General features: G+C 72.4%; 19 protein-coding genes. 9 read left to right on the top strand and 10 right to left on the bottom strand.

The window, feature by feature from the left end; genetic code table 11:
- Positions 1-112: 112 nt before the first annotated feature.
- Both ABD332_RS31350 and ABD332_RS31345 read right to left on the bottom strand, forming a co-directional pair.
- A complete protein-coding gene (locus ABD332_RS31350) occupies positions 113-2,098 on the bottom strand; it encodes a discoidin domain-containing protein (RefSeq protein ID WP_344505943.1) in 1,986 nt (661 codons plus the stop codon).
- Positions 2,099-2,163: 65 nt separating this feature from the next.
- Positions 2,164-4,197 (bottom strand): family 20 glycosylhydrolase, encoded by a 2,034-nt coding sequence (locus ABD332_RS31345; RefSeq protein WP_344505942.1) that lies wholly within the window; start codon positions 4,195-4,197, stop codon positions 2,164-2,166.
- A 310-nt stretch (positions 4,198-4,507) separates the two neighbouring features.
- Here ABD332_RS31345 and ABD332_RS31340 point away from each other — a divergent pair, with 310 nt between their 5' ends.
- Both ABD332_RS31340 and ABD332_RS31335 read left to right on the top strand, forming a co-directional pair.
- Positions 4,508-5,584: a right-handed parallel beta-helix repeat-containing protein gene (locus tag ABD332_RS31340; protein ID WP_344505941.1), complete on the top strand. Its 1,077-nt coding sequence runs from the start codon at positions 4,508-4,510 to the stop codon at positions 5,582-5,584.
- 163 nt (positions 5,585-5,747) lie between these two features.
- Positions 5,748-8,153: a family 20 glycosylhydrolase gene (locus tag ABD332_RS31335; protein ID WP_344505940.1), complete on the top strand. Its 2,406-nt coding sequence runs from the start codon at positions 5,748-5,750 to the stop codon at positions 8,151-8,153.
- Positions 8,154-8,194: 41 nt separating this feature from the next.
- On the opposite strand, the gene ABD332_RS31330 is transcribed toward ABD332_RS31335, so the two are convergent.
- Positions 8,195-9,418 (bottom strand): ROK family protein, encoded by a 1,224-nt coding sequence (locus tag ABD332_RS31330; RefSeq protein ID WP_344505939.1) that lies wholly within the window; start codon positions 9,416-9,418, stop codon positions 8,195-8,197.
- A gap of 187 nt (positions 9,419-9,605) precedes the next feature.
- Between ABD332_RS31330 and ABD332_RS31325 the strand changes: the two genes are divergently transcribed.
- From ABD332_RS31325 to ABD332_RS31305, 5 genes are read left to right on the top strand one after another with little or no spacing between them, the layout of a single operon-like run.
- Positions 9,606-10,409, top strand: coding sequence for an ABC transporter permease (locus ABD332_RS31325; protein ID WP_344505938.1), 804 nt, complete (start codon positions 9,606-9,608; stop codon positions 10,407-10,409).
- A complete protein-coding gene (locus ABD332_RS31320) occupies positions 10,406-11,188 on the top strand; it encodes an ABC transporter ATP-binding protein (protein WP_344505937.1) in 783 nt (260 codons plus the stop codon). Before ABD332_RS31325 ends, ABD332_RS31320 begins: the two co-directional genes overlap by 4 nt.
- The gene (locus ABD332_RS31315; RefSeq protein ID WP_344505936.1) at positions 11,185-12,186 is read left to right on the top strand and encodes an aliphatic sulfonate ABC transporter substrate-binding protein; all 1,002 of its coding nucleotides are present in this window, start codon (positions 11,185-11,187) and stop codon (positions 12,184-12,186) included. The genes ABD332_RS31320 and ABD332_RS31315 overlap by 4 nt, the downstream gene beginning before the upstream one ends.
- A gap of 35 nt (positions 12,187-12,221) precedes the next feature.
- Complete coding sequence (locus ABD332_RS31310) at positions 12,222-13,700, top strand: sulfatase family protein (RefSeq protein ID WP_344505935.1); 1,479 nt, start codon at positions 12,222-12,224, stop codon at positions 13,698-13,700.
- Positions 13,697-15,433 carry a glycoside hydrolase family 35 protein gene (locus tag ABD332_RS31305; RefSeq protein WP_344505934.1) on the top strand — a complete coding sequence of 579 codons (1,737 nt, stop codon included), beginning with the start codon at positions 13,697-13,699 and terminating at the stop codon, positions 15,431-15,433. The genes ABD332_RS31310 and ABD332_RS31305 overlap by 4 nt, the downstream gene beginning before the upstream one ends.
- Positions 15,434-15,465: 32 nt before the next feature.
- Here ABD332_RS31305 and ABD332_RS31300 read toward each other — a convergent pair whose 3' ends face one another.
- Positions 15,466-16,704, bottom strand: coding sequence for an ROK family transcriptional regulator (locus tag ABD332_RS31300; RefSeq protein ID WP_344505933.1), 1,239 nt, complete (start codon positions 16,702-16,704; stop codon positions 15,466-15,468).
- A gap of 188 nt (positions 16,705-16,892) precedes the next feature.
- Between ABD332_RS31300 and ABD332_RS31295 the strand changes: the two genes are divergently transcribed.
- Entirely contained in the window at positions 16,893-19,688 is a 2,796-nt protein-coding gene (locus ABD332_RS31295; protein ID WP_344505932.1) for a TIM-barrel domain-containing protein, read from the top strand.
- Positions 19,689-19,736: 48 nt separating this feature from the next.
- Here the strand turns inward: ABD332_RS31295 and ABD332_RS31290 are convergent, their stop codons facing one another.
- The 4 genes from ABD332_RS31290 to ABD332_RS31275 all read right to left on the bottom strand — a co-directional run bounded on the left by ABD332_RS31290 (position 19,737) and on the right by ABD332_RS31275 (position 24,109).
- On the bottom strand, positions 19,737-21,323 hold the full coding sequence (locus ABD332_RS31290) for a diguanylate cyclase domain-containing protein (RefSeq protein WP_344505931.1): 1,587 nt from the start codon (positions 21,321-21,323) through the stop codon (positions 19,737-19,739).
- Positions 21,324-21,435: 112 nt separating this feature from the next.
- The gene (locus tag ABD332_RS31285) at positions 21,436-22,587 is read right to left on the bottom strand and encodes a serine hydrolase domain-containing protein (protein ID WP_344505930.1); all 1,152 of its coding nucleotides are present in this window, start codon (positions 22,585-22,587) and stop codon (positions 21,436-21,438) included.
- Positions 22,588-22,799: 212 nt separating this feature from the next.
- Complete coding sequence (locus ABD332_RS31280) at positions 22,800-23,342, bottom strand: hypothetical protein (RefSeq protein ID WP_344505929.1); 543 nt, start codon at positions 23,340-23,342, stop codon at positions 22,800-22,802.
- A complete protein-coding gene (locus tag ABD332_RS31275) occupies positions 23,339-24,109 on the bottom strand; it encodes a hypothetical protein (RefSeq protein ID WP_344505928.1) in 771 nt (256 codons plus the stop codon). Before ABD332_RS31275 ends, ABD332_RS31280 begins: the two co-directional genes overlap by 4 nt.
- 157 nt (positions 24,110-24,266) lie before the next feature.
- On the opposite strand from ABD332_RS31275, the gene ABD332_RS31270 reads away from it, so the two are divergent.
- Entirely contained in the window at positions 24,267-24,425 is a 159-nt protein-coding gene (locus ABD332_RS31270; protein ID WP_344505927.1) for a hypothetical protein, read from the top strand.
- A 63-nt stretch (positions 24,426-24,488) separates the two neighbouring features.
- Here the strand turns inward: ABD332_RS31270 and ABD332_RS31265 are convergent, their stop codons facing one another.
- Together ABD332_RS31265 and ABD332_RS31260 are read right to left on the bottom strand one after the other, a co-directional pair.
- A complete protein-coding gene (locus tag ABD332_RS31265) occupies positions 24,489-25,025 on the bottom strand; it encodes a P-loop nucleotide/nucleoside kinase family protein (protein WP_344505926.1) in 537 nt (178 codons plus the stop codon).
- Between the two features lie 29 nt (positions 25,026-25,054).
- Positions 25,055-25,684, bottom strand: coding sequence for a TetR/AcrR family transcriptional regulator (locus tag ABD332_RS31260; protein ID WP_344505925.1), 630 nt, complete (start codon positions 25,682-25,684; stop codon positions 25,055-25,057).
- Positions 25,685-25,807 lie beyond the last annotated feature (123 nt).

The raw sequence follows: 25,807 nt of genomic DNA, 5'->3' as shown, positions 1-25,807 counted from the left end.
CGCCGGGTCAGGCGCCAGGCCGGGCACCGGCTCACCGTGGACGGACCGGCCCCGTCGTGCTGCGCCGTGCATGACGCGCCGCCACGCGCCACGCACGGCCGTCCATCACCCGTCAGGCGAGGGCGTAGATCTCCGCGGCGGTGGTCCACGGGTTGCCGTTGACCTCGCTGAGCGCACGCAACCGCAGGAACTGCCCGGTCTTCGCGGTGAACCGAATCTCCTTGAGGCCCGCGTCGTTGGCGAAGGTGCCCGTGGTCACGGGCGTCCCCCAGGTGACGCCGTCGGTGCTGACGTACACCTCGTACTGGCCGATGCGCCCGTTCGCGGCGCCCGGGCCGGTGTCCTGCCGCGGCAGGTACCGCAGACCGGAGACGGCGTGGCTCGCACCCATGTCGATCTGGATCTCGTGGGGCAACGGCGCGGAACCACCGGACCACTTGGTGTGCCAGAACGTCGCGGTGTTGCCGTCGAAGGCGTTGGTTGCGGCGCCGTTCTCACCCACGGTCTCCTGGCTGTCGGCGTACCGCAGCGACCATCCGGTGCGGGGGAGGACGACCGCGGCGGGCGTGCAGGTGGTGCTGAGCTGGTGCACTCCCCGGTCGGGACGGCAGCCGGCGGTGACCGGCCCGCCGAAGAAGTCGCGGCCGCCCGGCGCGGTCATGGCCTGGCCGTTGGCCAGCGCCGGGGATCCGGCACGCAGGCGGTAGCCGCCCGCGTCGCCGATCGACGTGGCCGTGCCGGGGGAGACGAACAGCGGATCGGCTGTGCTCTTGTTGGGATCTGCGGGCTCACCGGCCGGGTGCTGGCCGTAGAACACGTTGGAGTCGAACAGGAGCGCCCCGGCCGTGTAGGTCGCCGCGGTGGTGGTCACGTAGAAGACGTTGTTGTACAGCTCCGCGTTGGCGCCGCCCGATCCGTTGCTGTTGTTGATGATCTGAGCCGGCTGGCCGACGAAGAAGACGTTGTTGTAGATCTTCGTGTTGGTGATCTTGCCGCAGATGAGGTCGAAGATCTGCCCCCGGTCGTTCTGGCTGATGTTGTAGCGCACGATGTTGTCCCTGGTCGTCGACCCGCCGCCGTTGCACAGCAGGAGGAAACCGCCCTCGTTGTCGTGGCTGTAGTTGTACTGGTAGATCGTGCGGATGTTGCCCTCGTCCAGGTCGAAGCCCTGCCCGTCGCAGGTGCTGCGGCCGCCGCTGACCTCGTTGAACTGGAACAGCGCGTCGTTGATGTTCCAGCCCCAGATTCCGGCGGCGCAGTTCGTGTCGCGGACCCGGAAGCCGTCGACCCGGTTGCGTTCCACCAGGGCACCCTGGGTGTGGTGCACGACGATGGCGTCGCCGCCGTTGTCGGTGACGGTGTTGCCGCGCACGACGACGCGCGTCTGCGGAAACCAGGCGCCGCACGTCGTGCCGCAGTTGGGGTTGGCCAGCTCGGGACGGGTCATCCAGCGGGTCCAGAAGTGGATGCCGTACCGGTCCACCGCGGTGACGGTGTTGTCGCTGACCAGCACGTCGTCGAACCTCGTCTGGACGGTGTTGCCGAGGACCTCGAAGAAGATGCCGGCGCTGGCGTCGTCGTCCTTCTTGCTCTGGTTGCCGTTGACGTCGTGGACGTCCAGGCCGGTGACGCGGTAGTAGGTGCCGGTGCCGGAGTTCTCGCGGACGACGTGCACGCCCCGGCGGGTGGCGGCGGTCGCCCCCTTGTTGCTCACGTTCAGATTGCGGATCTCCCAGTACTGCTGGTTGTACAGCTTCACCACGTCGACGACCGCGCCGTTGCCGGCGAGGACCGGTTTGGCGCCGGTGCCGTAGGTGTCGATGACGATCGGGGCGCCGGCCGCGCCGGAGCCCTTGGGGAACAGCTGCTGTCCGGCGCAGGTCGTCCCGCGCCTGAGCAGGATGCTGTCGCCGGCCGCGAACGTCCTGGCGTTCACCGCGGTGAAGCTGTTCCACGGGCTGGCCTGGGTGCCGCTGCCGGCCGCGGTGGCGGCGCAGTCGACGTAGTAGGCCGTCGGGGCCGCCGCCGCGGAGGACGGGGCGGCCAGGACCGCGGCGAGCAGCGCCGCGGCCGTCAACGAGGACTTGAACAGGCGCATCGCGGCTCCTGATGGTGGGCGGTGTGGGGACAGCCGCACTGCGTCGGCAGGGTGCGTTTCGATCGTCACGGCAGCTTCCACCGCTGAGCGATGCCGCCGTTGCAGGTCCAGATCTGCAGGCGGGTCAGGTTCGCGGTAGACGCTCCGGGGTCGTCGAGGCACTTGCCGGAGGCGGGGTTGCGCACCGAGGCCCCACCGGCGGCGTCCCACCGCCACTGCTGGTTGCCGCCGCCGTGGCAGGTCCACAGCACGAGTCGGGCACCGTCGGCGGTCCCGCCGTCGGCGATGTCGACGCACTTGCCGAAGGCCCGGATGGTCCCGTCGTCGTGCAGGGTGAGCTGCTGCGGGGCGCCGCCGTGGCAGTCGTAGAGGATGATCGCGGTCCCGTCGGCGCTGCGGCCCGCCTCGACGTCGACGCACTTGTTGCCGGGCACCCCCGACAGGATCGTCCCCGCCGGCCCCGCGGAGCTCGGCACCGGCCACGGGATCTCGGTCGAGTGGTGGTACCGGATGCCCATCTGGTCCCACCGCGGGCCCTGCGCGGCCAGCCGCGTCCGGAACGACGCCCAGTCGTGCGTGGACCACGGTGACCACCCGAGCTCGGCGAGCGCGGGAAGCCGCGGGAACGCCAGGTAGTCGACGTCCTGCTGCGAGGTGACGCTCTCGGTCCACAGCGCGGCTTCGACGCCACGGATCGCGCTGTCCGGCACGTTCTCCAGCGTCGCGCCCGGGTTCCAGTCGTAGGCGCGTTGCACGTTGGTGATGCCGGCCCAGGTGAGCCCGATGACGTTCGTGGCGGTGTGCTTGAGGTCGATGTACGCGCGGTTGGCCGGCGACATGATGATGCCGTGCCCGGCCGCGGCCGCGGCGGCGACCGAGGCGTTGGACGTCGGCGTGTTCCAGTACTGCAGCACCGCGCCGGGCTGCAGGGTCGACGCCGAGATCTCGTTCCAGCCGACGGGCGTCTTGCCGTATTTGACGACGGTCTGCTGCGCCCCGGTGACGAACTCCAGGAACTGCTCGTGCGGCGTGCTGTGCGCCTCGTCGCCGCCGATGTGCAGGTACGGGCCGGTCGTCATGCCGGCCAGCTGGCGGATGACCTCGTCGACGAACGGCCGGGTGTCCGGGTCGGTGAGGCAGAGGCTGCTGAAGCCCACCGCGGTGCCGGTGTACGGGGCCGGGGCCACGCCGTCGCAGTTCAGCGGGGCGTGGGAGGCCAGCGCCGCGTTGGTGTGTCCGGGCATGTCGATCTCCGGCACGATGGTGACGTACCGGGAGTTCGCGTAGGCGACGAGGTCACGGAACTGGGCCTGCGTGTAGTAGCCGCCGCTCCAGCCGCCCGCGGACGTGCCGGCGCCGGTGCCGGTGAGGTTCGGGTAGCCGGCGATCTCGATGCGCCAGCCCTGGTCGTCGGTCAGGTGCAGGTGCAGGTGGTTCATCTTGTACAGCGCGAGCTGGTCGATGTACCGCTTGACCTGATCGACGGTGAAGAAGTGCCGGGCGACGTCGAGCATGGCGGCGCGGTACGCGTAGCGCGGCTGGTCGATCATCTGACCGCCCGGGATCACCCACGGTCCGGCCTGCACGGCGCGCGCCTCGATCTGGGGCGGCATGATCTGCCGCAGCGACTGCACGCCGGCGAACAGGCCCGCGGGCTGCTGCGCGCGGATGACGACGCCGCCGGCGGTGACGTCGAGCTGGTAGCCGTTCGCCCCGACGGACGCCGGGGCGCCGCTGAGCACCAGGGCGATGCCGCCGGACTGGTTGGCGTCGGACGTGGTCGTGACCGTCAGCGGGAAGCCGGTCGACGGGCGCAGGATGCCGGCGAGGTAGGTCCCGACGGCGCCGGCCGCGGCGTTGCCGGCCCAGGTGTAGATCGGCGTCGAGGCCGTCACGGTGTACGAGACGGCCGGGTTGGCGGTGACCGTCGCCGGCCGCGGGACGACCGTGGAGAACGCCTGGGTGGTGGCGGCCTCGGCGGCGGACGGCGTGAGCGGGCCGAGCGCGGCGAGCAGCACCGCCGCCGCGCCGATGCCGGCCAGGCGCCGTCTGGACCGGCGGTCCGGGGGAGTGCCATGGCGGGGAGGAGCGAACATCATCGCTGGGTGCCTTCCGTGCGTGGGGAGTGGGATCCGATGCGCCGTGGTCCGTGGACATCGCCCGGTCACGGAAGGCAGGGCTGAGCGACCCATGACGGCGCCGGCGCAGGGGTGAGGCACCGGTGTTCAGACATCGGATGTCGTACAACGCGAAAATACATGGCGGCGCGTTCGATGTCACGAACCGAAGCCGGCCGATGGGTGCGGCATCGCCGACGCGGGATGCGCGGCTTGACGGCGCCGGAGCGGGCTTCTACGGTGAGGCACCTCAGACGTCGTACATCAGACATCCAATGTCCGCGGAGGCATGATGGAACCACGCATGGGCCGGCGGGCGGTGGCCGCGGCCGGAGCCGCCGGCGCGCTCGCCGCCCTCGTCCCACCCGGGCGCAGCGCCGCCGCGGCCGTCCCGGCCCAGCTGCCGACGCTCGGGGTCACCGACGACTGGGCCGCCGTCCTGGCCGCCACGCCGCGGGTGCAGCTCGCCCCCGGTGCCGTCTACACCCTGGCCGCCACCGTGGCGCTGCCCGACCAGTGCCTGATCGTCGGCAACGGTGCGACGGTCACGGTCGCCGGCGAGCATCTCGGTGCCCTGTCGGTGACCGGGCGCAGCGACGTCACCCTCACCGGCATCCGCTTCCTCGGCCGCGCGGCGAGCCCGGTCAACCTCGCACCGCAGTTCGCCCACGTCGGTGTCCGGATCAGCCGCAGCACCAACGTCCGGCTCCTCGACTGCGACTTCACCAACTGGCGCGGCGCCGGGGTGGCGGTCACCGGATCGGCCGCCGACGACTACTTCGGCTATCGGCTCAAGCTGCGCGGCAACGCCTTCCACCGCTGCTACCTCGGCGTGTCGCTGGCGGACCGGAGCGAGTACTCGCAGCTGACCGCCAACAGCTTCACGTCCTGCCGGCTCGCCGTGTGGAACTCCTCGGGCAACTGGTCGATCGCCGACAACGTCATCGTCGGCTGTCACGGGGCGTACTACTCGTTCGGGCGGACCGGCCCGTACGGTGCGCTGACCGCCGACAACTGGGGGCACGGCAGCGTGACCGGCAACATCGTGAACCACGCCAACGGCGGCACCCCCGGGCGGTGGACGGCCAACCTGGCCTTCCCGATCGGCGGCACCGGCCTCGACCCAGGCCCCGGCGTGGTCGTCGACGGCGTGCTGCCGCCCACGTTCGCCGCCAACACCCTGTGGTACAGCGACATCCGCGCCACGAACCTGCTGGGCACGCGCTGGCTGCTGACCGGATGCACCCTGTCCAACCTCACCGTCGGCTGCACCGGCGCCGTTCCGGTCCACCTTGCCGGCACCCAGTCCGGCAGCCCCGCCGCCATGCCGCTGCTGCAGGGCAACGTCCTGGACCTGTTGCCGCTGTAGGCGGCCGGAAGGCGCCCGTGCCGGCGGGTGCGCACGACCGACGACCCCAGCACCACCTGCTCACCGCCCCGCGCCGCCCGTACCCCGGTGCGTGACCGCCACCGTCGCGCCGACATCGAGGAGTCCGATGGCCGCTCCGCCACTGCTACCGCCATCCCCGCCCGTGTCCCGTCCGACCGGCCGCCGCCGGTCGCTCGCCGCGACGCTGGCACTGTCCCTGGCCGCCACCGTGACCGCGGTGCTCGCACCGTCGGTGTCGGCGGCCGCGGCGCCGGTCGACCTCGCCCGCGCCGGGACGGCGAGCGCCTCCAGCGTCGAGCTGGACCGGGCCGACTTCGCCGCGGCGTACGTCAACGACGGCAACCCGAATACCCGCTGGTCGTCGAAGTACCAGGACGACAACTGGGTCCAGGTGACCCTCGCCGCGCCCGCGGCCGTCGACCATGTCGTCCTGCGCTGGCCCAACGCCTGTGCCCGCGACTTCGCGTTGCAGACCTCCGCCGACGGGGTGACCTGGACGACGGTCGTGCGGATGCAGCGCGGCACCTGCCCGCGCACCGACGTCATCGAGGTCCACTCGGCCCAGGCGGTCCGCCACGTCCGCATGCAGGGGTACCGGCGGTGGGCCGGGTACGGGTACTCCATCTCCGACTTCGAGGTATGGGACAGCTCGCCCGCCGCGCCCGCCCCGACGCTCGGGCTGCTGCCCAGACCGGTATCGGTCCTCGAGCGGGCCGAGGCGCCGTACACGCTGCAGCGGGGCACGCCGATCGTGGCCGCCGGCGCGAACGCCGCCGCACCGGCGAACCACCTCGCCGGGATCCTGCGTCGCTCCACCGGATACCCGCTGCCGGTGCTCGGCTCCGCAACGGCCGCGGCGCCCATCGTCGTGGACGTCGGACCGGGGAAGGGTCCCGCCGGTCAGGCGGCCGAGGGCTACCGGCTCACCGTCGACGCCACCCGGGTGTACATCGGCGCGGACACGGCCAACGGGGCGCTCAACGCGGTGCAGACCCTGCGCCAGCTCTTCCCGCAGTGGGTGGAGTCGCGCACCGTCGTGGCCGCGACCTGGACCGTGCCGGCGGTCACCATCGCCGACCATCCGCGCTTCGCCCACCGCGGCATGATGCTCGACGTCGCCCGCAGCTTCTACCCCGTGGCGGAGGTCAAGGCGTACATCGACGCGGCCGCCCAGTACAAGATCAATCGGCTGCATCTGCACCTGACCGACGACCAGGGCTGGCGGATCGCGATCGACAACCCGGCGAGCAACCCGTCGGCCATCAACTATCCGCTGCTGACCCAGGTCAGCGGCGCCACGGCGATGACCTACTCCCCGACGGGCCAGCTGATGGGCACCGAGCTGGGCGTCACCGGGTTCTACACCAAGGCCGACTACGCCGAGATCGTCCGCTACGCCGGGGTGAACGGCATGACGGTGATCCCCGAGGTCGACGTGCCCGGCCACACCAACGCCGCGCTGCACGCGATTCCGCAGCTCAACACCGCCGGTGCCCAGCCGCAGCGTCCGGCCGGCGCGGCCACCGTGCCGGCCAACGGCACCGGGTCGGTCGGCTACTCGTCGCTGGACGCCGCCGCGGCGGTGACCTATGAGTTCGTCCGGCAGGTGCTCACCCAGATCGCGGCCATGACCCCCGGCCCCTACCTGCACATCGGCGGCGACGAGGCGCACGTGACCGGCCACGCCGACTACACCGCCATGGTCGACGCGTTCACCGCCCAGGTCGCCGCGCTGGGCAGGACCGTCATCGGCTGGAACGAGTACGCGGGCTCGGCGCTGCCGCAGAACAACGCCGTCGTGCAGTACTGGAACGGCGACCGGACGGCGGTGGCGAACGCGGTCAACACCCGCGGCGCGAAGGTGGTGCTCTCACCCGCGCCGCACACCTACGTGCCGCAGAAGCAGGACGCCCGTCAGCCGCTGGGAGGCACCTGGGCCTGCGGCGGCGTGTGCGGCCTGGACCGGCACTACAACTGGGACCCGGGCACGTTCATCCCCGGCATCGCGCAGAGCAGCGTGCTGGGCGTCGAGTCGGCGCTGTGGGGGGAGTTCATCCGGCGGGTCGGGCAGGCGCAGTACTACAGCTTCCCGCGCCTGCTGGCCACCGCCGAGGTCGGCTGGACTCCGCAGGCCCAGCGCGACTACGCCGACTTCCGGCTCCGGCTGTCGGTGGCGGGCGGCCGGCTCACCTTGCAGGGCGTCAACTTCTTCCCGACGGCCGACGTCGCCTGGCGCGGGCAGGTGCTCGGCGCGCCCGGTGCGGCCCGTGTCGGCACGCCCGCGGCGGCCACCTGGACGGTGACCGCGCCCGGTGCGGCGCCGGCGGACGTGTCGGCCACCGTCACCTGGAGCGACGGGCGCGTGGAGGCGCTCACCGCGGTCACCGCCCGGGAGACGAGCATCCCGGGCATGCGGATCAACGACGTGTTCACGGTCGTGTCCCGGCGGACGTTCGCCGCGGCCGGCACCTACACGGGCAGCCTGCTCGTGCGGGTGGCCGGTCAGGCGCCGGTGCGGGCCACGCTGACGGTGGCGGTCACCACCTGACCGCGTCCGCCGCCACCGTGCCGGGCGCCCGGCCGTCGCGCTCAGCCGCGGCTGCCCGGGCGCCCGGGGCCGCCGGCTGCCCCGGGCGGTGCGAGCTGCGGATCCGGAGCGCCGTGCCGCAGCACCGCCGCGACGGCGCCCAGCGCTCCGTCGTCGTCGCCGAGCCGCGCCGCGACGACCTCCAGGCGCCGTGGATGCCGTGGGATGGCCAGCCGGCGGATCGCCTGTCGCACCGGATCCAGCACGAGGTCACCGAGGCGGCCGAGGTCACCGCCGATGACCACCCGCGACGGATCCAGCTGCACGACCGTCCCGGCGATCACGTGACCGAGCAGCCCGGCGGCGTCGCGGACCACGGCCGCCGGGATCGCCGCCCCGGCCGCGGCCCGGTCGAGCAGGCCGGCGACCTCCTCGACCGGCTCGCCGCGCGCCGTGCACTCGGCGATCAGGGCGCTGGTGCGGATCCGCAGCTCCAGGCAGCCACGACCGCCGCAGGGACACGGCTCGCCGTGCGGATCGAGGCTGACGTGTCCCAGCTCGCCGGCGGCGCCGTGCGCGCCGCGCACCGGCCGGCCGTCCACGATGAGACCGCCGCCCACACCGTCGCTCCAGCGGACGTAGACGACGTTGCCGGAGTCCTGCGCCGCGCCCCAGGTGGCCTCGGCCAGGGCGGCCAGGTGCGAGTTGTTGTCCGCCACCACCGGTGCGCCGAAGTGCTCGCGGAACCTGTCGACGGTGCGCCGGGCCGCTGTGGTGAGGCCGTGGCTGCCGTCCGGGCGGCCCGGGTCGCGCACGAGGCCGGGCAGGCCCAGCCCGACCGCCTCGAGCGTGCTCAGGTCCACGCCGTGGCGCTCGACGAGCTCCTCGACGAGGGCGATGGCGGCGGCGGCGCGCCGGCTCGGGGCGGCGCTCGCGGCGACCTTCCGGCTGCCGCCGGCCAGGATGTCGTGCCCCACGTTGGCGACGACGGCGTTGATCCGGGCCCGGCCGAGGTCGATGCCGACGATCTGCCCGGCGGCGGGGTTGAGGCTGACCGCGCTGGACGGCCGTCCACGGCCGCGCTGGCCCTCGACGACCGGCTCGCGCTCGACGACGACGTTGCGCGCGAGGAGGTCGGCGATGATGTCGAACAGCGTCGTGCGCGACAGCCCGGTGCGTTGGACGAGCTCGGCACGACTGAGTGGGCCGGCGCGGCGCAGCTCGTCGAGCAGCGATCGGGTGTGCGCCAGGCGCACGCGTTGCATGGCGTCCTTGCGCTCGATCACCGAGACGATTCCCCTTCCGGCTCAACGGCTTCGGCCGCTGGTCGCGGGCCGGTCACCAGCGGGAGCTTACGCGACCGGCCGCCACGCCCGGCGCCGTGACCGCATTTAATCCGATGGGTTGACATGAATCGGGGCGCGTCGCAGACTTGCCTCGCCCGCCAGGATCGCTGACGAAACGGAGAGAGTGGTGAGGTTGCTCCGCGCCATCGCCGCGCCCGGGACCGGCCGACGTGCCGGCACCCGGGGTCACTGGACGGGCCCGGCGCTGAATCTGGCCGCCGTCGCGGCGGGCCTGGGAGCCTGGGCCGCACTGGCCGCGGCCGGGGTGTCCGGCCTGCCGGGACCGCGGGCGGTCGCGGTCCGCGCCGGCGAGCTCATCGCCGACGGCACGCTGCTCGACGACACGGTGGCCAGCCTCCGCCGCGTCCTCACGGGCTTCGTGCTCGGCAGTGCCCTCGCGGTGCCGGTCGGATTCCTCATGGGGTGGTACCCGGTCGCCCGTGCGCTTATCGAGCCCTACGTGCAGTTCTTCCGCACCATCCCGCCGCTGGCCATCATCCCGCTCGCCATCCTGCTCATGGGGATCGGGGAGACGCCGAAGGTCTTCGTCATCTTCCTGGCGGCGTTCCTGTCCTGCGTCATCGCCACGCTGCAGGGCGTCGTCAGCGTCGACAACACCCTCATCAACGCCGCTCGGGTGCTCGGCGCCGGGGACGCCGTGGTCTTCCGCCGTGTGGTCGTGCCCGCCTCCGCTCCGTTCATCCTCGTCGGCATGCGGGTCGGGCTCGGCGCGGCGTGGGCCACCCTGGTCGCCGCCGAGCTGATCGCCGCGCAGCAAGGGCTGGGATACCGGATGCAGCAGGCGCAGATCTACTACGAGCTCGCGACGATCTTCGTCGGGCTGATCACCATCGGCGTCCTCGGCCTGGTCATGGACCGGCTGCTGCTCGCCGCGGAGCACAGGCTCACCGGATGGCAGGAGCGTCGATGAACGCCAAGATCTCCTTCCGGGGCGTCAGCTGCCGGTTCGACGTCGCCGGCACCGGGTTCCAGGCGCTGGACCGGGTGGACCTCGACATCGGCGACCGCGAGTTCGTCACGGTCGTCGGGCCGTCGGGCTGCGGCAAGTCGACCCTGCTCAACATCGCCGCCGGGCTGGTCGAGCCGACCGCCGGACAGGTTCTGGTCGACGAGCGGCCGGTCGCCGGACCGGGGCCGGACCGGGGCGTCATCTTCCAGCAGTACGCGCTGTTCCCCTGGCTGACCGTCCGGCAGAACGTCGAGTTCGGCCTGCGGCTGGCCAAGGTGGGCAGGGCCGAGCGGCGCCGCAGGGCGGAGTACTTCATCGGACTCGTCGGCCTCGGCGAGTTCGCCGACGCGCTGCCCAAGACGCTGTCCGGCGGCATGCGCCAGCGGTGCGCGGTGGCCCGCGCCTACGCGGTGAACCCGAGCATCCTGCTCATGGACGAGCCGTTCGGCGCACTGGACGCGCTCACCCGGGTGCAGCTGCAGGACCAGCTGCTGCGGACCTGGCGGGCCGAGCAGCGCACCGTCATGTTCATCACCCACGACGTCGACGAGGCCGTCTACCTGGCCGGCCGGGTCGTCGTGATGGCGGCCTGGCCCGGCCGGATCCACCAGACGATCGACGTCGACCTGCCGACGCCGCGGACGGAGGAGGTCCGGCTGTCCCCGCAGTTCGCGGCCATCCGCAACCGGGTGTGGCACGCCGTCTACCACCAGAGACCCGAGGAAGGACTCCCCAAGTGACGACGCCCACGCGGCGCCGGGTGCTGGCCGGTGTCGCCGGCACCGGCGCGCTGCTCAGCCTCGGCGCCTGCGCCGACGACGACCCGGCACCCGCCACCGGCGGCTCGCCGCTGAAGGTGAGGTTCGGCTACATCGCCGACTTCACCGGCGCCAGCGTCGTGGCGCTGGCCGGCAAGCTCGAGCTGTGGGACAGGTTCGGCCTGCAACCGGAGCTCAAGGTGTTCACCAACGGCCCGCTGCAGGTCCAGGCCCTCGGCGCCGGCGACCTCGACTTCGGCTATGTCGGCCCCGGCGCCATGTGGCTGCCCGCCACCGGCAAGGCGAAGGTCATCGCGATCAACTCCCTCGGGTTCGCCGACCGGATCATCGCGCAGGCCGGCATCACCAGCGTCGCGCAGCTGCGCGGCAAGAGGGTCGGCGTGCCGGAGGGGACGTCCGGCGACATGATCCTGCGGCTGGCCCTGCGGCAGGCCGGGATGTCCATCGCCGACGTGCAGAAGGTCGCCATGGACGCCAGCACGGTGGTCACCGCGTTCGGCGCCAGGCAGATCGACGCCGCCGGCATCTGGTATCCGCTCGTGGGCACGATCAAGCAGCGCGTGCCGGACCTGGTGGAGCTGGCCAGGAACGAGGACTTCTATCCGCGGTACAGCTTCCCGTCGGCGTTCGTGGGGCGCAACGAGGTGGTCGCGGACAAACCCGAGTTGCTCAAGCGGGTGCTGCGGCTGGTGCGCGAGGCCACCGACCGGCGCGCGGGCGACGTCGACGCCGCCGTCACCCTGACCGCGGCGCTGCTCAAGGCGCCCGTCGAGCAGCTGCGGTCCGAGGCCGCCAACGCCCGGTTCCTGACCTCGGCGGACCTGGCGGCGAAGTCCGGCGACGGCACCGTCACGGCGTGGCTGGCCGGGCTCAACGCGCTGTTCAAGGAGTTCGGCAAGGTCACCGGTGACGTCGACCCGGCCACCTACTACGACGCGGCGGCCTACGCGGCGCAGTGACCGCGCTACCTGCCCCACCCGCAGAAGGGACAGCAATGCCACCCAACATCCTGTTCATCATGGCCGACGACCACGCCGCCCACGCGGTCAGCGCCTACGGCAGCAAGATCAACAGTACGCCGCACATCGACCGGATCGCCGCTGGCGGCATGCTGCTGGAGAACTGTTTCTGCACCAACTCGCTGTGCGCGCCGAGCCGGGCGACGATCCTGACCGGCACGTACAACCACGTCAACCGCGTGCAGACGCTGGCGACCGAGTTCGACAACCGCCAGCTGGTGTACCCGCAGCTGCTGCGTGAGGTGGGTTACCAGACCGCGCTGGTCGGCAAGTGGCACCTCGGGCACGGCCCGTCCCACGACCCGCGCGGGTTCGACTACTGGGAGGTGGTCCCGGGGCAGGGCCGCTACCGCGATCCGGTCTTCATCGGCATGGACGGCACCGAAACGGTCCGCCCGGGGTACTGCACCAACATCATCAGCGACCTCGCCGTCGACTGGCTCGACCGCCGCGACCCCGAGCGGCCGTTCTGCCTGCTGGTGCACCACAAGGCCCCGCACCGCAACTGGGAGCCCGACGACAAGCACCGCGACATGTACGTCGACGACGACATCCCGGTGCCGCACACGTTCACCGACGACCACAGCGGCCACGCCGCGGCCGCCCGCGCCGCGCGGATGCGCGTGGACCGCGACCTCACCACCAACGACGTGAAGGCGCTGCTGCCACCGCACCTGGACGCCGACGAGGCGGCGCTGTGGAACTACCAGCGCTACATCAAGGACTACCTGCGCTGCGTGGCCAGCGTCGACGACAACGTCGGCCGGCTGCTGGACTACCTCGACGAGCACGGGCTCACCGACGACACGATCGTCGTCTACACCTCCGACCAGGGCTTCTTCCTCGGCGACCACGGCTGGTACGACAAGCGCTTCATGTACGAGGAGTCGCTGCGGATGCCGTTCCTCATCCGGTACCCGGCCGAGATCGCGCCCGGATCCTCGTGCGCCGCCCTGGCGATGAACGTCGACTTCGCCCAGACGTTCCTGGACTTCGCCGGCGTGCCCGCCGACGAGCGGATGCAGGGCCGTTCCCTGCGGCCCCTGCTCAACGGTCAGGACGTCGAGGACTGGCGGCAGTCCGTCTACTACCGGTACTGGGAACACGACGACAGCGAGCACCACGTGTGGGCGCATTACGGCGTGCGCACCCACGACCACAAGCTCGTGTTCTACTACGCCGACGGGATGGGCCTGCCCGGCACCTCGTCGTCGCGCGAGGCGCCGGAGTGGGAGCTGTTCGACCTGAAGGCCGACCCGTGGGAGCTGCGCAGCGTGTACGACGACCCGGCCTACGCCGAGGTGCGCGCCACGCTGCTGGAGGAGCTCGCCAGGGTGCAGCAGGAGTGCGGTGACCGGCCCTGGACACCGCCCGGCCAGGACACGACGGCCCAGGATGAGGCCGGCCCGATCCGCCGGGACGGCGACGGCATGGACCAGAGGCGCGACGGTTGAGCGGAACCTTCACGGTGACGGGGCGGCGGTTCGTGCGCAACGGCGCCCGGCACCGGATCCTGGCCGGGGCGGCGCACTACTTCCGCACCCATCCGGCCCAGTGGACGCACCGGCTCAGGATGCTCCGCGCGATGGGCCTGAACACGGTCGAGACCTACGTGCCGTGGAACTGGCACGAGCCGCGCCCCGGCACCGTGCGGCGGCTCGAGGACCTGGAACGGTTCCTCGACGAGTCCGCCGCGTGCGGCCTGGACGTCATCGTGCGGCCCGGCCCGTACATCTGCGCCGAATGGGACAACGGCGGCCTGCCCGCGTGGCTGACCGCGCGGGTCGGCCGCCGGGTCCGCACCGCCGACCCGGACTACCTGCGGCACGTCGACGCCTGGTTCGACCGCCTGCTGCCGGTGGTGGCGCGGCGGCAGATCACCCGCGGCGGCACCGTCGTCATGGTGCAGGTGGAGAACGAGTACGGATCGTTCGGCAGCGACGCGGCATACCTGCGGCACCTCGCCGACGGCCTGACCGCACGGGGCATCGAGGTGCCGCTGTGCACCTCCGACGGGCCGGAGGACCACATGCTGACCGGCGGCTCCGTCCCCGGCGTCCTCACCACCGTCAACTTCGGCTCCGACCCGGAGGGCGCGTTCGCGGCGCTGGCCGCCTGGCGCCCGCAGGACCCGCCGATGTGCATGGAGTTCTGGGACGGCTGGTTCGACCACTGGGGCGACCGGCACGTCGCCCGCGACCCGGCCGACGCCGCCGGCGTGCTCGACCGCATCCTGGCCGCGGGCGCCTCGGTGAACCTGTACATGGCGCACGGCGGGACGAACTTCGGCACCACCGCCGGGGCGAACCTCGGCGGCGAGCACCATGACGGCGCGTACCAGCCGACGACCACCTCCTACGACTACGACGCCCCGATCGACGAACGCGGCGCGCCGACCGCCAAGTTCTGGCGGTTCCGCGAGGTCATCGAGCGCCACGGCGGCGTGCCGGGCGACCTGCCGCCGCTGCCGCCGCTGCTGCCCGCGGCCCGGCTGGCGGTCGCCGACACGGTGACGTGGCGCGCGGCCCTGCCGTCCGGCGGTGGCGCGGTGGCGCCGGTGCCGCCGACCTTCGAGGAGCTCGGACTGGACCACGGACTGGTGCTCTACCGGTGTACGCTGCCCGGCCCGCGCGAGGCCCGTCCGCTCGTCGTGGACGGCCTGCACGACCGGGCGCACGTGTTCGTCGACGGCCGGCCGGTCGCCGTGCTGGAGCGCGACGGCCGGCGTTCGGTCGACGTGGCCGGTCCGGCGACCGTGGAACTGCTGGTCGAGTCGATGGGCCGGGTCAACTACGGCCCCCGGCTGGGGGAGTCCAAGGGCATCCTCGGCGGCGTGCGTCACGAGCGGCAGTACGTGCACGGCTTCACCGCGCACCCACTGGCGCTGGACCCGCTCGACGTGCGCTGGACCGGCGCCGCGGCGCCGGGGGACGGGCCGGCGTTCTGCCGGGCGTGGCTCGACGTCGAGGACGCCGCCGACACGTACGTCGCGCTGCCCGGCTGGGGCAAGGGCTACGTGTGGGTCAACGGCGTGAACCTCGGCCGATTCTGGGACCGCGGCCCGCAGCGGACCCTGTACCTGCCCGGTCCGCTGCTGCACGCCGGCCGCAACGAGGTCGTCGTGCTGGAGCTGGACGGCCGGCGTGCAGCGACGGTCGACCTCGTGCCGGGGCCGCAGCTCGGCTGAGCGCGCAGTGCCGTGCCGCCCGGCGGGCGGCCTCACACGCGGAGCCGGTCCTCCACGCTGTCGAGGGCGTGCCGGACCGCCCCGAGCGCCACCGACTCCTCGCCGAGCGGCGACAACGTGATCTCCGGCGTCTCCAGCACGCGGCCCGCCACCGCGGCGCGGACCGCGTCGAGCAGCGGCGCACCGGCCCGGGACACGCCACCGCCGATGATGACCCGCTGCGGGTCGACGAGCAGGATGAGCGGGGCGAGACCGCGCGCGAACCGGTGGGCGACGGTGTCCACGATCGCGGTCGCCGTCGGGTCGCCCGCCGCGGCCGCGGCGAACAGCGCCGGCAGGCCGGAGTCCGGGCCGGCCAGCGACAGCGTCCGGTGCAGCGCGCCCCCGGCGTCCGCGGCGCTCATCGCGCGGGCCAGCGTCAGGATCGCCTGCGCGCCGACGAGCCGCTCGAACGGGCCGACGCCGCCCGCGGCGAGCGGCGTGTCCCCGGAGCCGGCGGTGCCGACGTCGAGGAACCCGAGCTCGCCGGCGGCGACGTGGGCGCCGCGGTAGGGCACGCCGTTGATCAGGATGCTGGCGCCGATCCGCTCGCCCCACTGGACGAAAACGGCGCTGTCGACGTCGCGGGCCACGCCGAGCCAGCGCTCGCCGACCAGGGACAGGGTCACGTCGTGCTCGAGCAGCACCGGACAGTCGAACCGCTCGCGCAGCACGTCCACGATGGGCAGCCCGGCCCAGCCGGGCATGCTCGGGGTCAGCCGGACGTCCCCCCGCCCTGTGCTCACGAGTCCGGGGCTGGCGACCGTGATGGCCCACGGCGCGCAGGCCGCCGCGCCGGTCCGGACGTCCGCGATGCCGCCGGCGATGGCGTCGCCGGCGGCCGCCAGGATCTCGGCGCCGCCGGTGCGGTCGCTGACGTCCAGCCGCCGAGTGGCCACCACCCGGCCGGCCAGATCGGCGACCTTGACCAGGATCTTGTGCGGCCCCACGTCGACGCCGACGACGTGGCCGAGCTCGGCGCGGAACCTGGCCCGCTGGGCGGGACGGCCGATCCGGGGCGCGGCGACGTCGGCCGGGTCGAGGCTCTCCACCAGTCCGGCCCCGCCGAGGTCGGCCAGCGCGCGCATGACGGCGGGCCTGGACAGCCCGGTCGCCTGGGACAGGTCGATGACCCGGGGCGGATCCTCGGCAGAGCGCAGGATGCGCAGCACCAGGTCGCGGTTGATCTCCCGCAGGACGTGCGGCCCGGTGCCGGCCGTCGCGTGCCGCATCGGTGACCCCCGATCAGAGCTTGACAGGCGTCGATACTAGACCCAACGATAGATACGAATGGTTCGTTAAAATCTTCGCCCAGCTTGACTGCTCCTCGACGCCGACGCAACCCGTCGCGCACAACCCCGTCGCGCAACCGCCGCGCGGCCGCCGACGGCCGCACCGCGCCGAACGACCGGAGGTCCACATGGCGCACACAGCAACCGCCCACCGACGCCGTCAACCGGTCCGTCGCGCCGCCCTGCCAGCCTTCATGCTGGTCGGCGCGCTGCTGGCCGCCGCGCTCGTCGCACCGCCCGCCGCCCACGCGGCGACGGCCGGCGACGTCACCGGCATCACCCAGGCCGGCAACACGTTCACCGTCGCCACCACCAGCGCGGCCCGGCTGCGCATCGTGCTGGTCCGCGCCGACATCGTCCGGTTGTGGCTGGCACCGGACGGCTCGTTCACCGAACCCACCGCCGGCGAGATCACGATCCGCACCGACTTCGGCGCCGTCCCCGCCACCGTCACCGACACCGGGACCCAGTACAAGATCCGCACCGCCGCACTCGTGCTCCGCGTGACCAAGGCGCCGCTGACCATCGCGGCCTACCGTCCCGACGACGCCACCGTCATCTGGCGGGAGACGCAGCCGCTCGCCTGGGCCGACGGCCAGACGACCCAGCGGCTGGCCCGCGGCGCCGACGAGCAGTTCTACGGCACCGGGCTGCGCCTGGGGGAGTGGGCGCTGCGGGACAAGACGGTGCCCGTCGCCGTGGACAACCGGTGGCGGGAGAACACGAACGCCAGCCCGGCGCCGTTCTACATGTCCACCAACGGCTACGGCGTGCTGCGCAACTCCTGGAGCCCGGGCACCTACGGGTTCACCAGCCCGGTCACCACCACCCACCGGGAGAACCGGTTCGACGCGTACTACTTCGTCGCCACCTCCCTCAAGGGCGTGCTCGGCGCGTACACCGACGTGACCGGCAAACCGTTCCTCAGCCCGATGTGGGGCCTCGAACTGGGCAACGCCGACTGTTTCAACGCCTCGAACCCCACCTATCAGGGCGACCACAACCGCGCCGGCCACCAGGTCACCACCGACGTCGTCGGCTACGCGCAGGAGGCCCGCGGCAAGGACATGCCGTCGGGCTGGTTCCTGCCCAACGACGGCTACGGATGCGGCTACACCAACCTGCCCCAGGCCGTCGCCGGCGCCGCCGCGAACGGGTTCAAGACCGGGCTGTGGACCTCGACCGGGCTCACCTCGATCGCCTGGGAGGTCGGCACCGCCGGGACCCGTGCGGTCAAGACCGACGTCGCCTGGATCGGCGGCGGCTACCGGCCGGCGTTCCTCGGCGTGCAGCAGGCGGTGAACGGCATCGAGAACAACTCCGACGCCCGCCGGTTCGTGTGGACGGTCGACGGGTGGGCGGGCACCCAGCGCAACGCGGTCGTGTGGACCGGCGACACGTACGGCACGTGGGACGACATGCGCTGGACCGTCCCGGCCGTCGCGGGCGCCGGGCTGTCGGGCCTGAACTACGCCACCGGCGACGTCGACGGCATCTTCGGCGGCAGCCCGCAGACCTACGTGCGCGACCTGCAGTGGAAGGCGTTCACCCCGGCGTTCATGACGATGTCCGGCTGGGGTGCGACCAACCCGTCGGCCGGCTACCAGGACAAGCAGCCGTGGCGGTACGCGGAGCCATACCTGTCGATCAACCGCCGCTACCTGCAGCTCAAGATGCGCCTGATGCCGTACCACTACACGATGACCCGCAACGCGAGCGTCACCGGCGTACCGGCGACCCGGGCCATGGTCCTGGAGTACCCGGACGACCCGATCGCCCGCGGCAACGCCACCAGCGGTCAGTTCATGGCCGGCGACGCGTTCCTCGTCGCCCCGGTGGTGTCCGACACGGGCGTCCGGGACGGCATCTACCTGCCGGCCGGCACCTGGACCGACTACTGGACCGGCCGCGTCTACCAGGGCCCGGCGACGCTCAACGGCTACCAGGCGCCGCTGGACACGCTGCCGCTGTTCGTGAAGGGCGGCGCCATCGTGCCCATGTGGCCGCAGATGAACTTCACCGGGCAGAAGCCGGTCTCCATGCTGACCTACGACCTGTACCCGCGCGGCACCTCGAGCTTCACCCTCTACGAGGACGACGGCATCACGCGGCAGTACCAGGGCGGCGCCTTCGCCACGCAGCAGGTCACCATGACCGCGCCGCAGGCCGGGACGGGGAGGGTGACGGTGGACGTCGGGGCGTCCACCGGCTCGTACACCGGCAAGCCCGCCTCCCGCGCGTACGAGTTCACCACCCGGCTGACGGCGGCACCGACCTCGGTCACGGTCGCCGGCGCCGGCCTGACCCGGCTCACCACCCAGGCGGCCTACGACGCGGCGACCACGGGCTGGTTCTACGGCGGCGGCGTCCTGCGCATCAAGGCCGGCACCCGAGGCGCCGGCTTCGCCGTCGTCATCGACGGAGCGGCGCTGCCGCCGGCCGGCGGCATCCCCGGCACAGGACCGCTGCCGAAACAGGGATGGCGCCTGCTCGCGGCGGACAGCCAGGAGACCGCCGCCGAGAACGGCGCGGCGGCGAACGCCTTCGACGGCAACATCGGCACCATCTGGCACACCGCCTGGTCCGCCGGTGCCGCACCGCTGCCGCACGAGATCAGCATCGACCTCGGCGCCTCCTACCAGGTCGACGGGCTGCGGTACCTGCCGCGCCAGGACGGCGGAGTGAACGGGCGGATCGGCGGCTACGAGGTGTACCTGTCGAACTCGGCCACCGACTGGGGCCAGCCGGTCGCCACCGGCACGTTCGCCGACAACGGCAGCGAGAAGACCGTCGCGTTCACCCCGCGGACCGCGCGGTACCTGCGCGTGCGGGCCCTGACCGAGGCCGGCGGGCGCGGCCCGTGGACGTCCGCCGCCGAGCTGACACTCACCGGGACGGCGGCCCCGGCGGCAACGGTGTCCTGATCGCGTGTCCCGACCGCCGGCGGTCCCCTGGTCCGGGACCACCGGCGGTCAGGACGCCATCTCATAGACCGCGTGCCGGCTCTTGCCGCCGCTCTTCGCCCGGTACATCGCCAGGTCCGCCTCGCGCAGCACCTGCTCGACGTCCGTGGCGTCGTCACCCACGACCGTCACCCCGATGCTGGCGCCCACCCGTGCCTCACCGCCGACGATCCCGATCGGCGCGCACAGCGCGGTCACCAGCTGCCGCGCGAGCGACTGCAGGCCGTCCGGGTCCACCTCGTGCACCAGCACGGCGAACTCGTCGCCGCCGATACGCGCGACGGTGTCGCCGTCCCCGACGGCGGCGCGCAGGCGGACCGCCACCTCCCGCAGCACCGCGTCGCCCGCGGCGTGGCCGAAGCTGTCGTTGACCGGCTTGAAGTCGTCGAGGTCGACGAGCAGCACGGCGGCGACCTTGCCGGCGGTCACCGGCTCCGCCAGGCGGGCGGCCAGCCGGTCGTGCAGCAGCGCCCGGTTGGCCAGCCCGGTCAGCCCGTCCTGGAACGCCATGTCGTGCAGGCGCGCGGCGAGCGCGTCGCGCTCGGCCAGCGTCGAGCGCAGCTCCCGCACCGTCGTGTCGAGCTCGCCGACCAGGCGGGCGTTGTCCGCGAACGCCGTGAGCTGCCGCAGCACCACGAGCCCGGTCGAGACCGCCACGCTCGCCAGCACCAACCAGGTGCGGCCGCTCTCGTCATGGTCGACCAACGCTCCGGTCAGCAGCGCCAGGGTGCCGGACAGGGCGACGTAGGGCAGGAAGCTGTACGGGCGGCGCCTCGGGCGTTCCAGCGCGTCCGGGTCGGCGGCCACCTGGAGACACTGCACCCAGGCCGCGACCATCAGCAGGCAGTCGCTGCCGACACTGAGCGCCGTGATCCAGCCGGCGTGTCCTGAGCCGACCGCGGTCGTCCACAGCACGGCGGTCAGGCCACCCGCACCGGCCGCGGCGCCACCGAGGACCCCGGTCGCCGCCGTGAACGGAGGCCGGCCCGCGAGCAGCAGCTTGGCCACCGCGAACACCGTCACCAGCAGTGGCACCGGACCGGTCAGCAGACGGAGGAAGTCCACACCCGCCGGCCCGCTCGCCGGCACGGCGAAGTAGCCGCTGTAGGCGACGGCGCCGACCATCACCGTGGCCAGGTCCAGCCAGAAGCAGAGCCGGTCCCGGCCACCACGCAGGCGGAGGGGGTAGGTGAGCATGACGGCGACGGCGAGGAGCGCACCGATCCCGGCGAGGCTCGGAGCCGCCTCGGTGAGCCACGGCGCCGCCAACCCGAGCGGGAAGACGACGCCGGCGAGGTTCCCTGCGGCGGCCGGCGTCGCGGCGGCGGTGATGACGTGCCAGAAGCGGCGGGCCGGGTGCGCGGGCGGAAGCCGGCGCGCGACGCGCTGGCAGGCGACGGCCGCGCTGGCGTCCGCGGCGCCGCCGGCGAGCGCCGCGACGACGTCCCCGGCGGACCCGGCCAGCCGCCCCGAGGCCAGGGCCGCGAGCGCCACGACGCTCAGCGTCAGGTGCACGCCGAGCGCGACCCGCATCCAGCGGACGCGCGTGAGCGAGGCGAGCAGCAGCACGCCGACCCCTCCTCCGCGTCGCAGCATGGCATGCGGCATTGGTATCGGCGGGCCACGGCGCCGGCTGAGGGCAACCACCGCGGCGCACCCGAACCGGTGCCGCACCGCGACCGGGGGAGGGCGCGGGGCGGCGGACCGGTCAGCAGAGGGCGGCGTCCACGGTGTCCGCGACGTCGGTGACCATCTGCTCCGTGGTGGGCAGGGCGGTCACGGTGACGACCACGCTGCGGCCGTCGGTCGTGGCGAGGTTGCGGGTCTCGAAGCCCTGGATGTCGCCGCCGTGGCCCCAGGCGTCGCCACCGCAGGGCAGCGGGTGCCGGGCGATGCCGAGGCCGTACTGCCAGTCGCCGGTCGGCTCGAAGCCCGGCGCGGCGACGGTACGCAGCATCGCCGCCTGCTGGGCGGGCCGCAGAAGCCTGCCGTCGAGCAGGGCGGTGAAGAACGTGCGCAGGTCCGCCGGGGTCGAGATCAGCTGCCCGGCGGCCCAGCCCAGCGACGGGTCCATCTCGGTGACGTCCACCCACGCGGCGCCCGGCGCGGTGGCGACGTACCCGTGCGGATGCGGATCCGGTAGGCGCTGCTCGCCGGCGGCGGGCCAGGAGGTGTCGCGGAGCCGGAGCGGTTCGATGATCCGGCGGGTGATCTCCTCACCGATCGGGCGCCGGGTCACCTCCTCGACGACGAGACCGGCGAGCACGTAGTTGGTGTTGCTGTACTCCCACCGGCTGCCCGGCGCGAACCGCGGCGGCCCGGTGAGCGCCGCGTCGACGAGCCGGCGCGGCTCGTAGTAGGCGTGCGCCAGGCCGGCGAGGTCCTCGGGGCGGGTGAACAGCACCTCGTCGTAGTCGGGCAGCCCGCTGGTCTGCTGCAGCAGCTGGCGCACGGTGATCCTCGACCCGTCGTTACCGTTGCCGCGCACCACACCCGGCAGGTAGCGCTCGACGGCGGCGTCCAGGTCGATGCGGCCCTCCCCGGCCAGCTGCAGCACGACCACGGCCGTGAACGTCTTGGTGTTGCTGCCGATGCGGACGTGACCGTTGCGCGGCACCGGCCGCCCGGTGCGCAGGTCGCCGACACCCGCGGTGTACTCCCGGACCCGCCCGTCGGCGCGGCGGACGGAGGCGAGCGCACCGGGGAACCCGTCGTCGCGCACGAGGTGGTCGAGCCGCTGCTGCACCGCGTCGGGGCGGCGGGCGTCGTTGTCGGCGAAGGCGGCGGGCGCGGCGCCCACGGCGAGCACGGCCGAGGTCCCGGCCGCGACGAGCACGGCACGGCGAGTCTTGCTGGACATGAGCGCTCCTTGAACGTGTCGGCGGTGGATACCTGCCGAACGCTACGAGCGGCAGCGGCGAACATCGATCCAGCAGCCTGCCCGGCCGTGGTGGAGCACGCTATACCTCTCACCCAGTCCCAGCCGTCCGGCTGATGCTCGGTGCGGGACGCTGGCATTGCTGTGGTCCCGGAGGACGAGCCTCCGGGACCACGGGGCGGCGGGGAGTCAGATCAGGACTTGCAGAACTGCTGAGCGTCGAAGACTTCGCTCGTTCCTGCGTCGACGAGAAACACCATGACGCAGTACAGACTGGCCGACAGCTTCTTGCGTTCCTCTTGCTTCATCGTCATCGGCCCGCGAACCTGCGGCTGGCTGCCGCGGTAGGTGACGACCCAGGCCAGGCGGTCGGCGTAGTCGGCGGCTGCCTGACCCTTGAGCTGCCGGGTCACCGACCGCAGCGCCACCTCCGGGGTGCCGGGCTGAAGCTCTTCCGCGAAGCCGGCTGACCGCACCTTGGCGACGGCCGAGCCGCGGTCGACCTTCGGCGCCGCAGCCTGGATTGCCGGACGGGCCACCGTGGCACCGTCCGGGTACACCACGTCGGCGGTTGTGTCGGCGCGCAGCCAGCCCGGGTCCGGCCGAGCGGAAGGGGCCGAGTTTGCCGCCGACGCCATCACGATCGGCACCACGACCGCAGCTGCGATCGCCACGAACAGGCCGACGGTGATCTGGTGTCGCAGGGACAAGCCGCGTTGCATCGGGTTCCTCCTCATGGTGTCGCCGTCCAGATGGAGAACGCGTCGCAACCGGAGGCGGACCGACCCCACCGGGCGCTGGAGGTGGTCGCGTTCATCGCACATGGCATGGGCACCAGGGCATCGTTGGAGTACTGCTGGGCGCCCAGCGCCGTGAAAGCCGTGCGGGTGCCGGACCTGCCGGGGACATCGGTCTCCAGGTGGCCGGTCTCCCCCGAGAACTGCGGTGAGAAGGGCAGGCCGCCCCAGCCAGAGCTGAAGAAGGGGTTGAAGTCCGAGTTGGACCAGACGGTGACGTCAATGATTGCCTGCAGGCAGGTGCAGGCTGAGTTCCACAGCACCCGGAAGGTGTGACGGACGCCGACCTCCGACGCGATCGAGAAGGTGCTGTAGCGGGTCGACAGGTGATCGCCTGTGCTGTTGTTCCAGGCGTGCTGCGAAAACCACCGCAGCGGAAAACCGGAGGTACGTTCGAAGCCTACCTGGGACCACGCGGCTCCCGTGCGGTTCCAGCCCGCAATCATCAGCCACGCATTGGAGAAGTTGCCGATGCCACCTGCCCCGCTGCACAGCACACCGTCTCGTACGACGATGTAACCAGACGCTCCTTCGAAGCTGTACCCGGGCCAGTTGTCAGGATCGTAGTAGTAGCCGTCAAAGTAGTTGCCCTGCGTTCCGCAGGTTCCGGCCGCCGCGGCCGGGTTCTCGTCGATCACCACCACGGCACCGGTGGCGAGAACGAACACGACCAGCATGGCCATCATCCGGTCGATGAGACGTTCCACAGTGGACGTTGACTGGACTTGACTATTCATGTGTCTCCCCGTGGGGGTATCCGCCGCCCCGCCTGATCGTACTCGCGTTCATCGATGCATGGTGTCCCCGTTGCGGGACCTGCCCCACGCTGTAGGCGTTGGGCGCCCGCCGTTCCGATACCGTGCGGTGGACCTCGACCGGATCATGGCCTGGCACCTGCGGACCGTGCTCGGGGACGCGTTGTGGCGGACCGAGGCCGGAGTCGCGTTGCCGGCCCATCGCACGCCGGCGCAACGGGTCGACGACCTGGACGCCCGATTCACCGCCCTCGGAACCTTCGGCTGAGCAGTGCCATGTGGTGTTGGGGCCTGTGCGGGACGAACTCGTGGCGGCGCCGCTCGGGTCAGGTCAGCAGACCGATGGTGGCCAGCGGTGCCCGCGCCATTCGTCCCACGTCGCGAATCCGGCCGGTGGGCCGCCGATGGGCTCGCTGCCGTCGAGCTCGCCTTGCGTCGGCACCTCGATCCAGGCCGCCCACTCGGCGAGCTCCTCGTCGGACATGGGCCAGGTCGTGTGTGGTGCTTCGGTTTGGCGCTGATCGAGGCGTCTGCGCTGTTCGGCCGGTGTGAGCTCGAAGTAGAGCATCTGCACCGAGGCGTCCCGGTCGGTTGCTGCCTGGCGGAGCGCGGAGCGCTCATCCCGACCCCAGAGGCCGAAGTCGATGATGACGGTGTTGCCCAATTCAAGGGCGCGCAGCCCGATCTGGATGAGCCGTCCTTCGATCACGTCCCCGGCCGACTCCGGATTCTCGGGCCCGAAGAGCGCCTTCACCCATTCGTCCTTCGTGAGACGAAGCGCTCCCCGCTCGAGCTCGATGCGTCGGGCGGCGGTGGTCTTCCCGGTACCCGGGAGCCCCACCGTCAGAAACAGCGTCGGTCGCCTCATCAACACTGCCGATGACCGGTGGGTAGACGTCAGCTGCCGGAGCGGGACGGCCGGGCCGGGCGGTGCGCGGCGTCGCGGGTCGTGGCCGCGTCGAGCAGCAGCTCCGCCATGGCCCGGGCCTGCCGGACCGGGCCGTCGATGCCCAGGGCCTGCACCGACGCGTTCATCCCTTCGGCGATCAGGGCCAGGCGGTCGGCGAGCGCGTCGGGGTCGTCGACGGGCTCGACCTCGGCCAGGTGCCGGACCAGCCCGTGCAGTCGCTCGCGGACCCAGGTCTTCGTGGCCACCGCCCGGCGGTGGGCCGGCACATCCTCGTCGGGGAACTCGCCGATGGCGATCAGGAACGCGCACCCGCGGCACGTGTCGGGCTGGAGGGATTCGAAGATCTTGTCGAACAGGTCGAGGATCTGCTGCCGCGGTGGCTGCTCACCCGGTTCGGTGGCGGCGGTGAACCACGCGCGGTAGCCCTGGTCGACGTGGTCGACGTAGGCGTCCACCAGACCGTCCTTGGATCCGAACAGCCGGTACAGCGTGGTGGGCGCGACCCCGGCCTCGGAGGCCACCATGTCGACCCCGGTCGCCCTGATGCCACGCCAGTAGAACAGATCGTGCGCCACCTGCAGGAGGTGCTCGCGGGTCTCGGAGCCTGACCGCCGCATCGTGCCCCCTTGCCGTCACCCACTGCCGTGAAAAACTATAGTCACCGCGAATGTTAGGGATCGTTCCCTAACTACGGTACGCTGTGGCTCGACATCGGCCGCACCTTGGATGAGCTGAGAGGG

This window comes from Dactylosporangium maewongense, assembly GCF_039531485.1.
In the GTDB taxonomy this organism is placed as follows: Bacteria; Actinomycetota; Actinomycetes; order Mycobacteriales; family Micromonosporaceae; genus Dactylosporangium; species Dactylosporangium maewongense.
The sequence above is the reverse complement of the archived record's forward strand: the minus strand, read 5'-3'. Positions and strand labels throughout refer to the sequence as shown.

Bases quoted from the DNA above. Each gene is read 5' to 3' on its own strand.
- ABD332_RS31285 (WP_344505930.1), bottom strand. From the start codon at position 22,587: ATGTCCAGCAAGACTCGCCGTGCCGTGCTCGTCGCGGCCGGGACCTCG.
- ABD332_RS31290 (WP_344505931.1), bottom strand. From the start codon at position 21,323: ATGCTGCGACGCGGAGGAGGGGTCGGCGTGCTGCTGCTCGCCTCGCTC.
- ABD332_RS31350 (WP_344505943.1), bottom strand. From the start codon at position 2,098: ATGCGCCTGTTCAAGTCCTCGTTGACGGCCGCGGCGCTGCTCGCCGCG.
- ABD332_RS31295 (WP_344505932.1), top strand. From the start codon at position 16,893: ATGGCGCACACAGCAACCGCCCACCGACGCCGTCAACCGGTCCGTCGC.
- ABD332_RS31310 (WP_344505935.1), top strand. From the start codon at position 12,222: ATGCCACCCAACATCCTGTTCATCATGGCCGACGACCACGCCGCCCAC.
- ABD332_RS31345 (WP_344505942.1), bottom strand. From the start codon at position 4,197: ATGATGTTCGCTCCTCCCCGCCATGGCACTCCCCCGGACCGCCGGTCC.
- ABD332_RS31320 (WP_344505937.1), top strand. From the start codon at position 10,406: ATGAACGCCAAGATCTCCTTCCGGGGCGTCAGCTGCCGGTTCGACGTC.
- ABD332_RS31260 (WP_344505925.1), bottom strand. From the start codon at position 25,684: ATGCGGCGGTCAGGCTCCGAGACCCGCGAGCACCTCCTGCAGGTGGCG.
- ABD332_RS31280 (WP_344505929.1), bottom strand. From the start codon at position 23,342: ATGAGGAGGAACCCGATGCAACGCGGCTTGTCCCTGCGACACCAGATC.
- ABD332_RS31340 (WP_344505941.1), top strand. From the start codon at position 4,508: ATGGAACCACGCATGGGCCGGCGGGCGGTGGCCGCGGCCGGAGCCGCC.
- ABD332_RS31300 (WP_344505933.1), bottom strand. From the start codon at position 16,704: ATGCGGCACGCGACGGCCGGCACCGGGCCGCACGTCCTGCGGGAGATC.
- ABD332_RS31265 (WP_344505926.1), bottom strand. From the start codon at position 25,025: ATGAGGCGACCGACGCTGTTTCTGACGGTGGGGCTCCCGGGTACCGGG.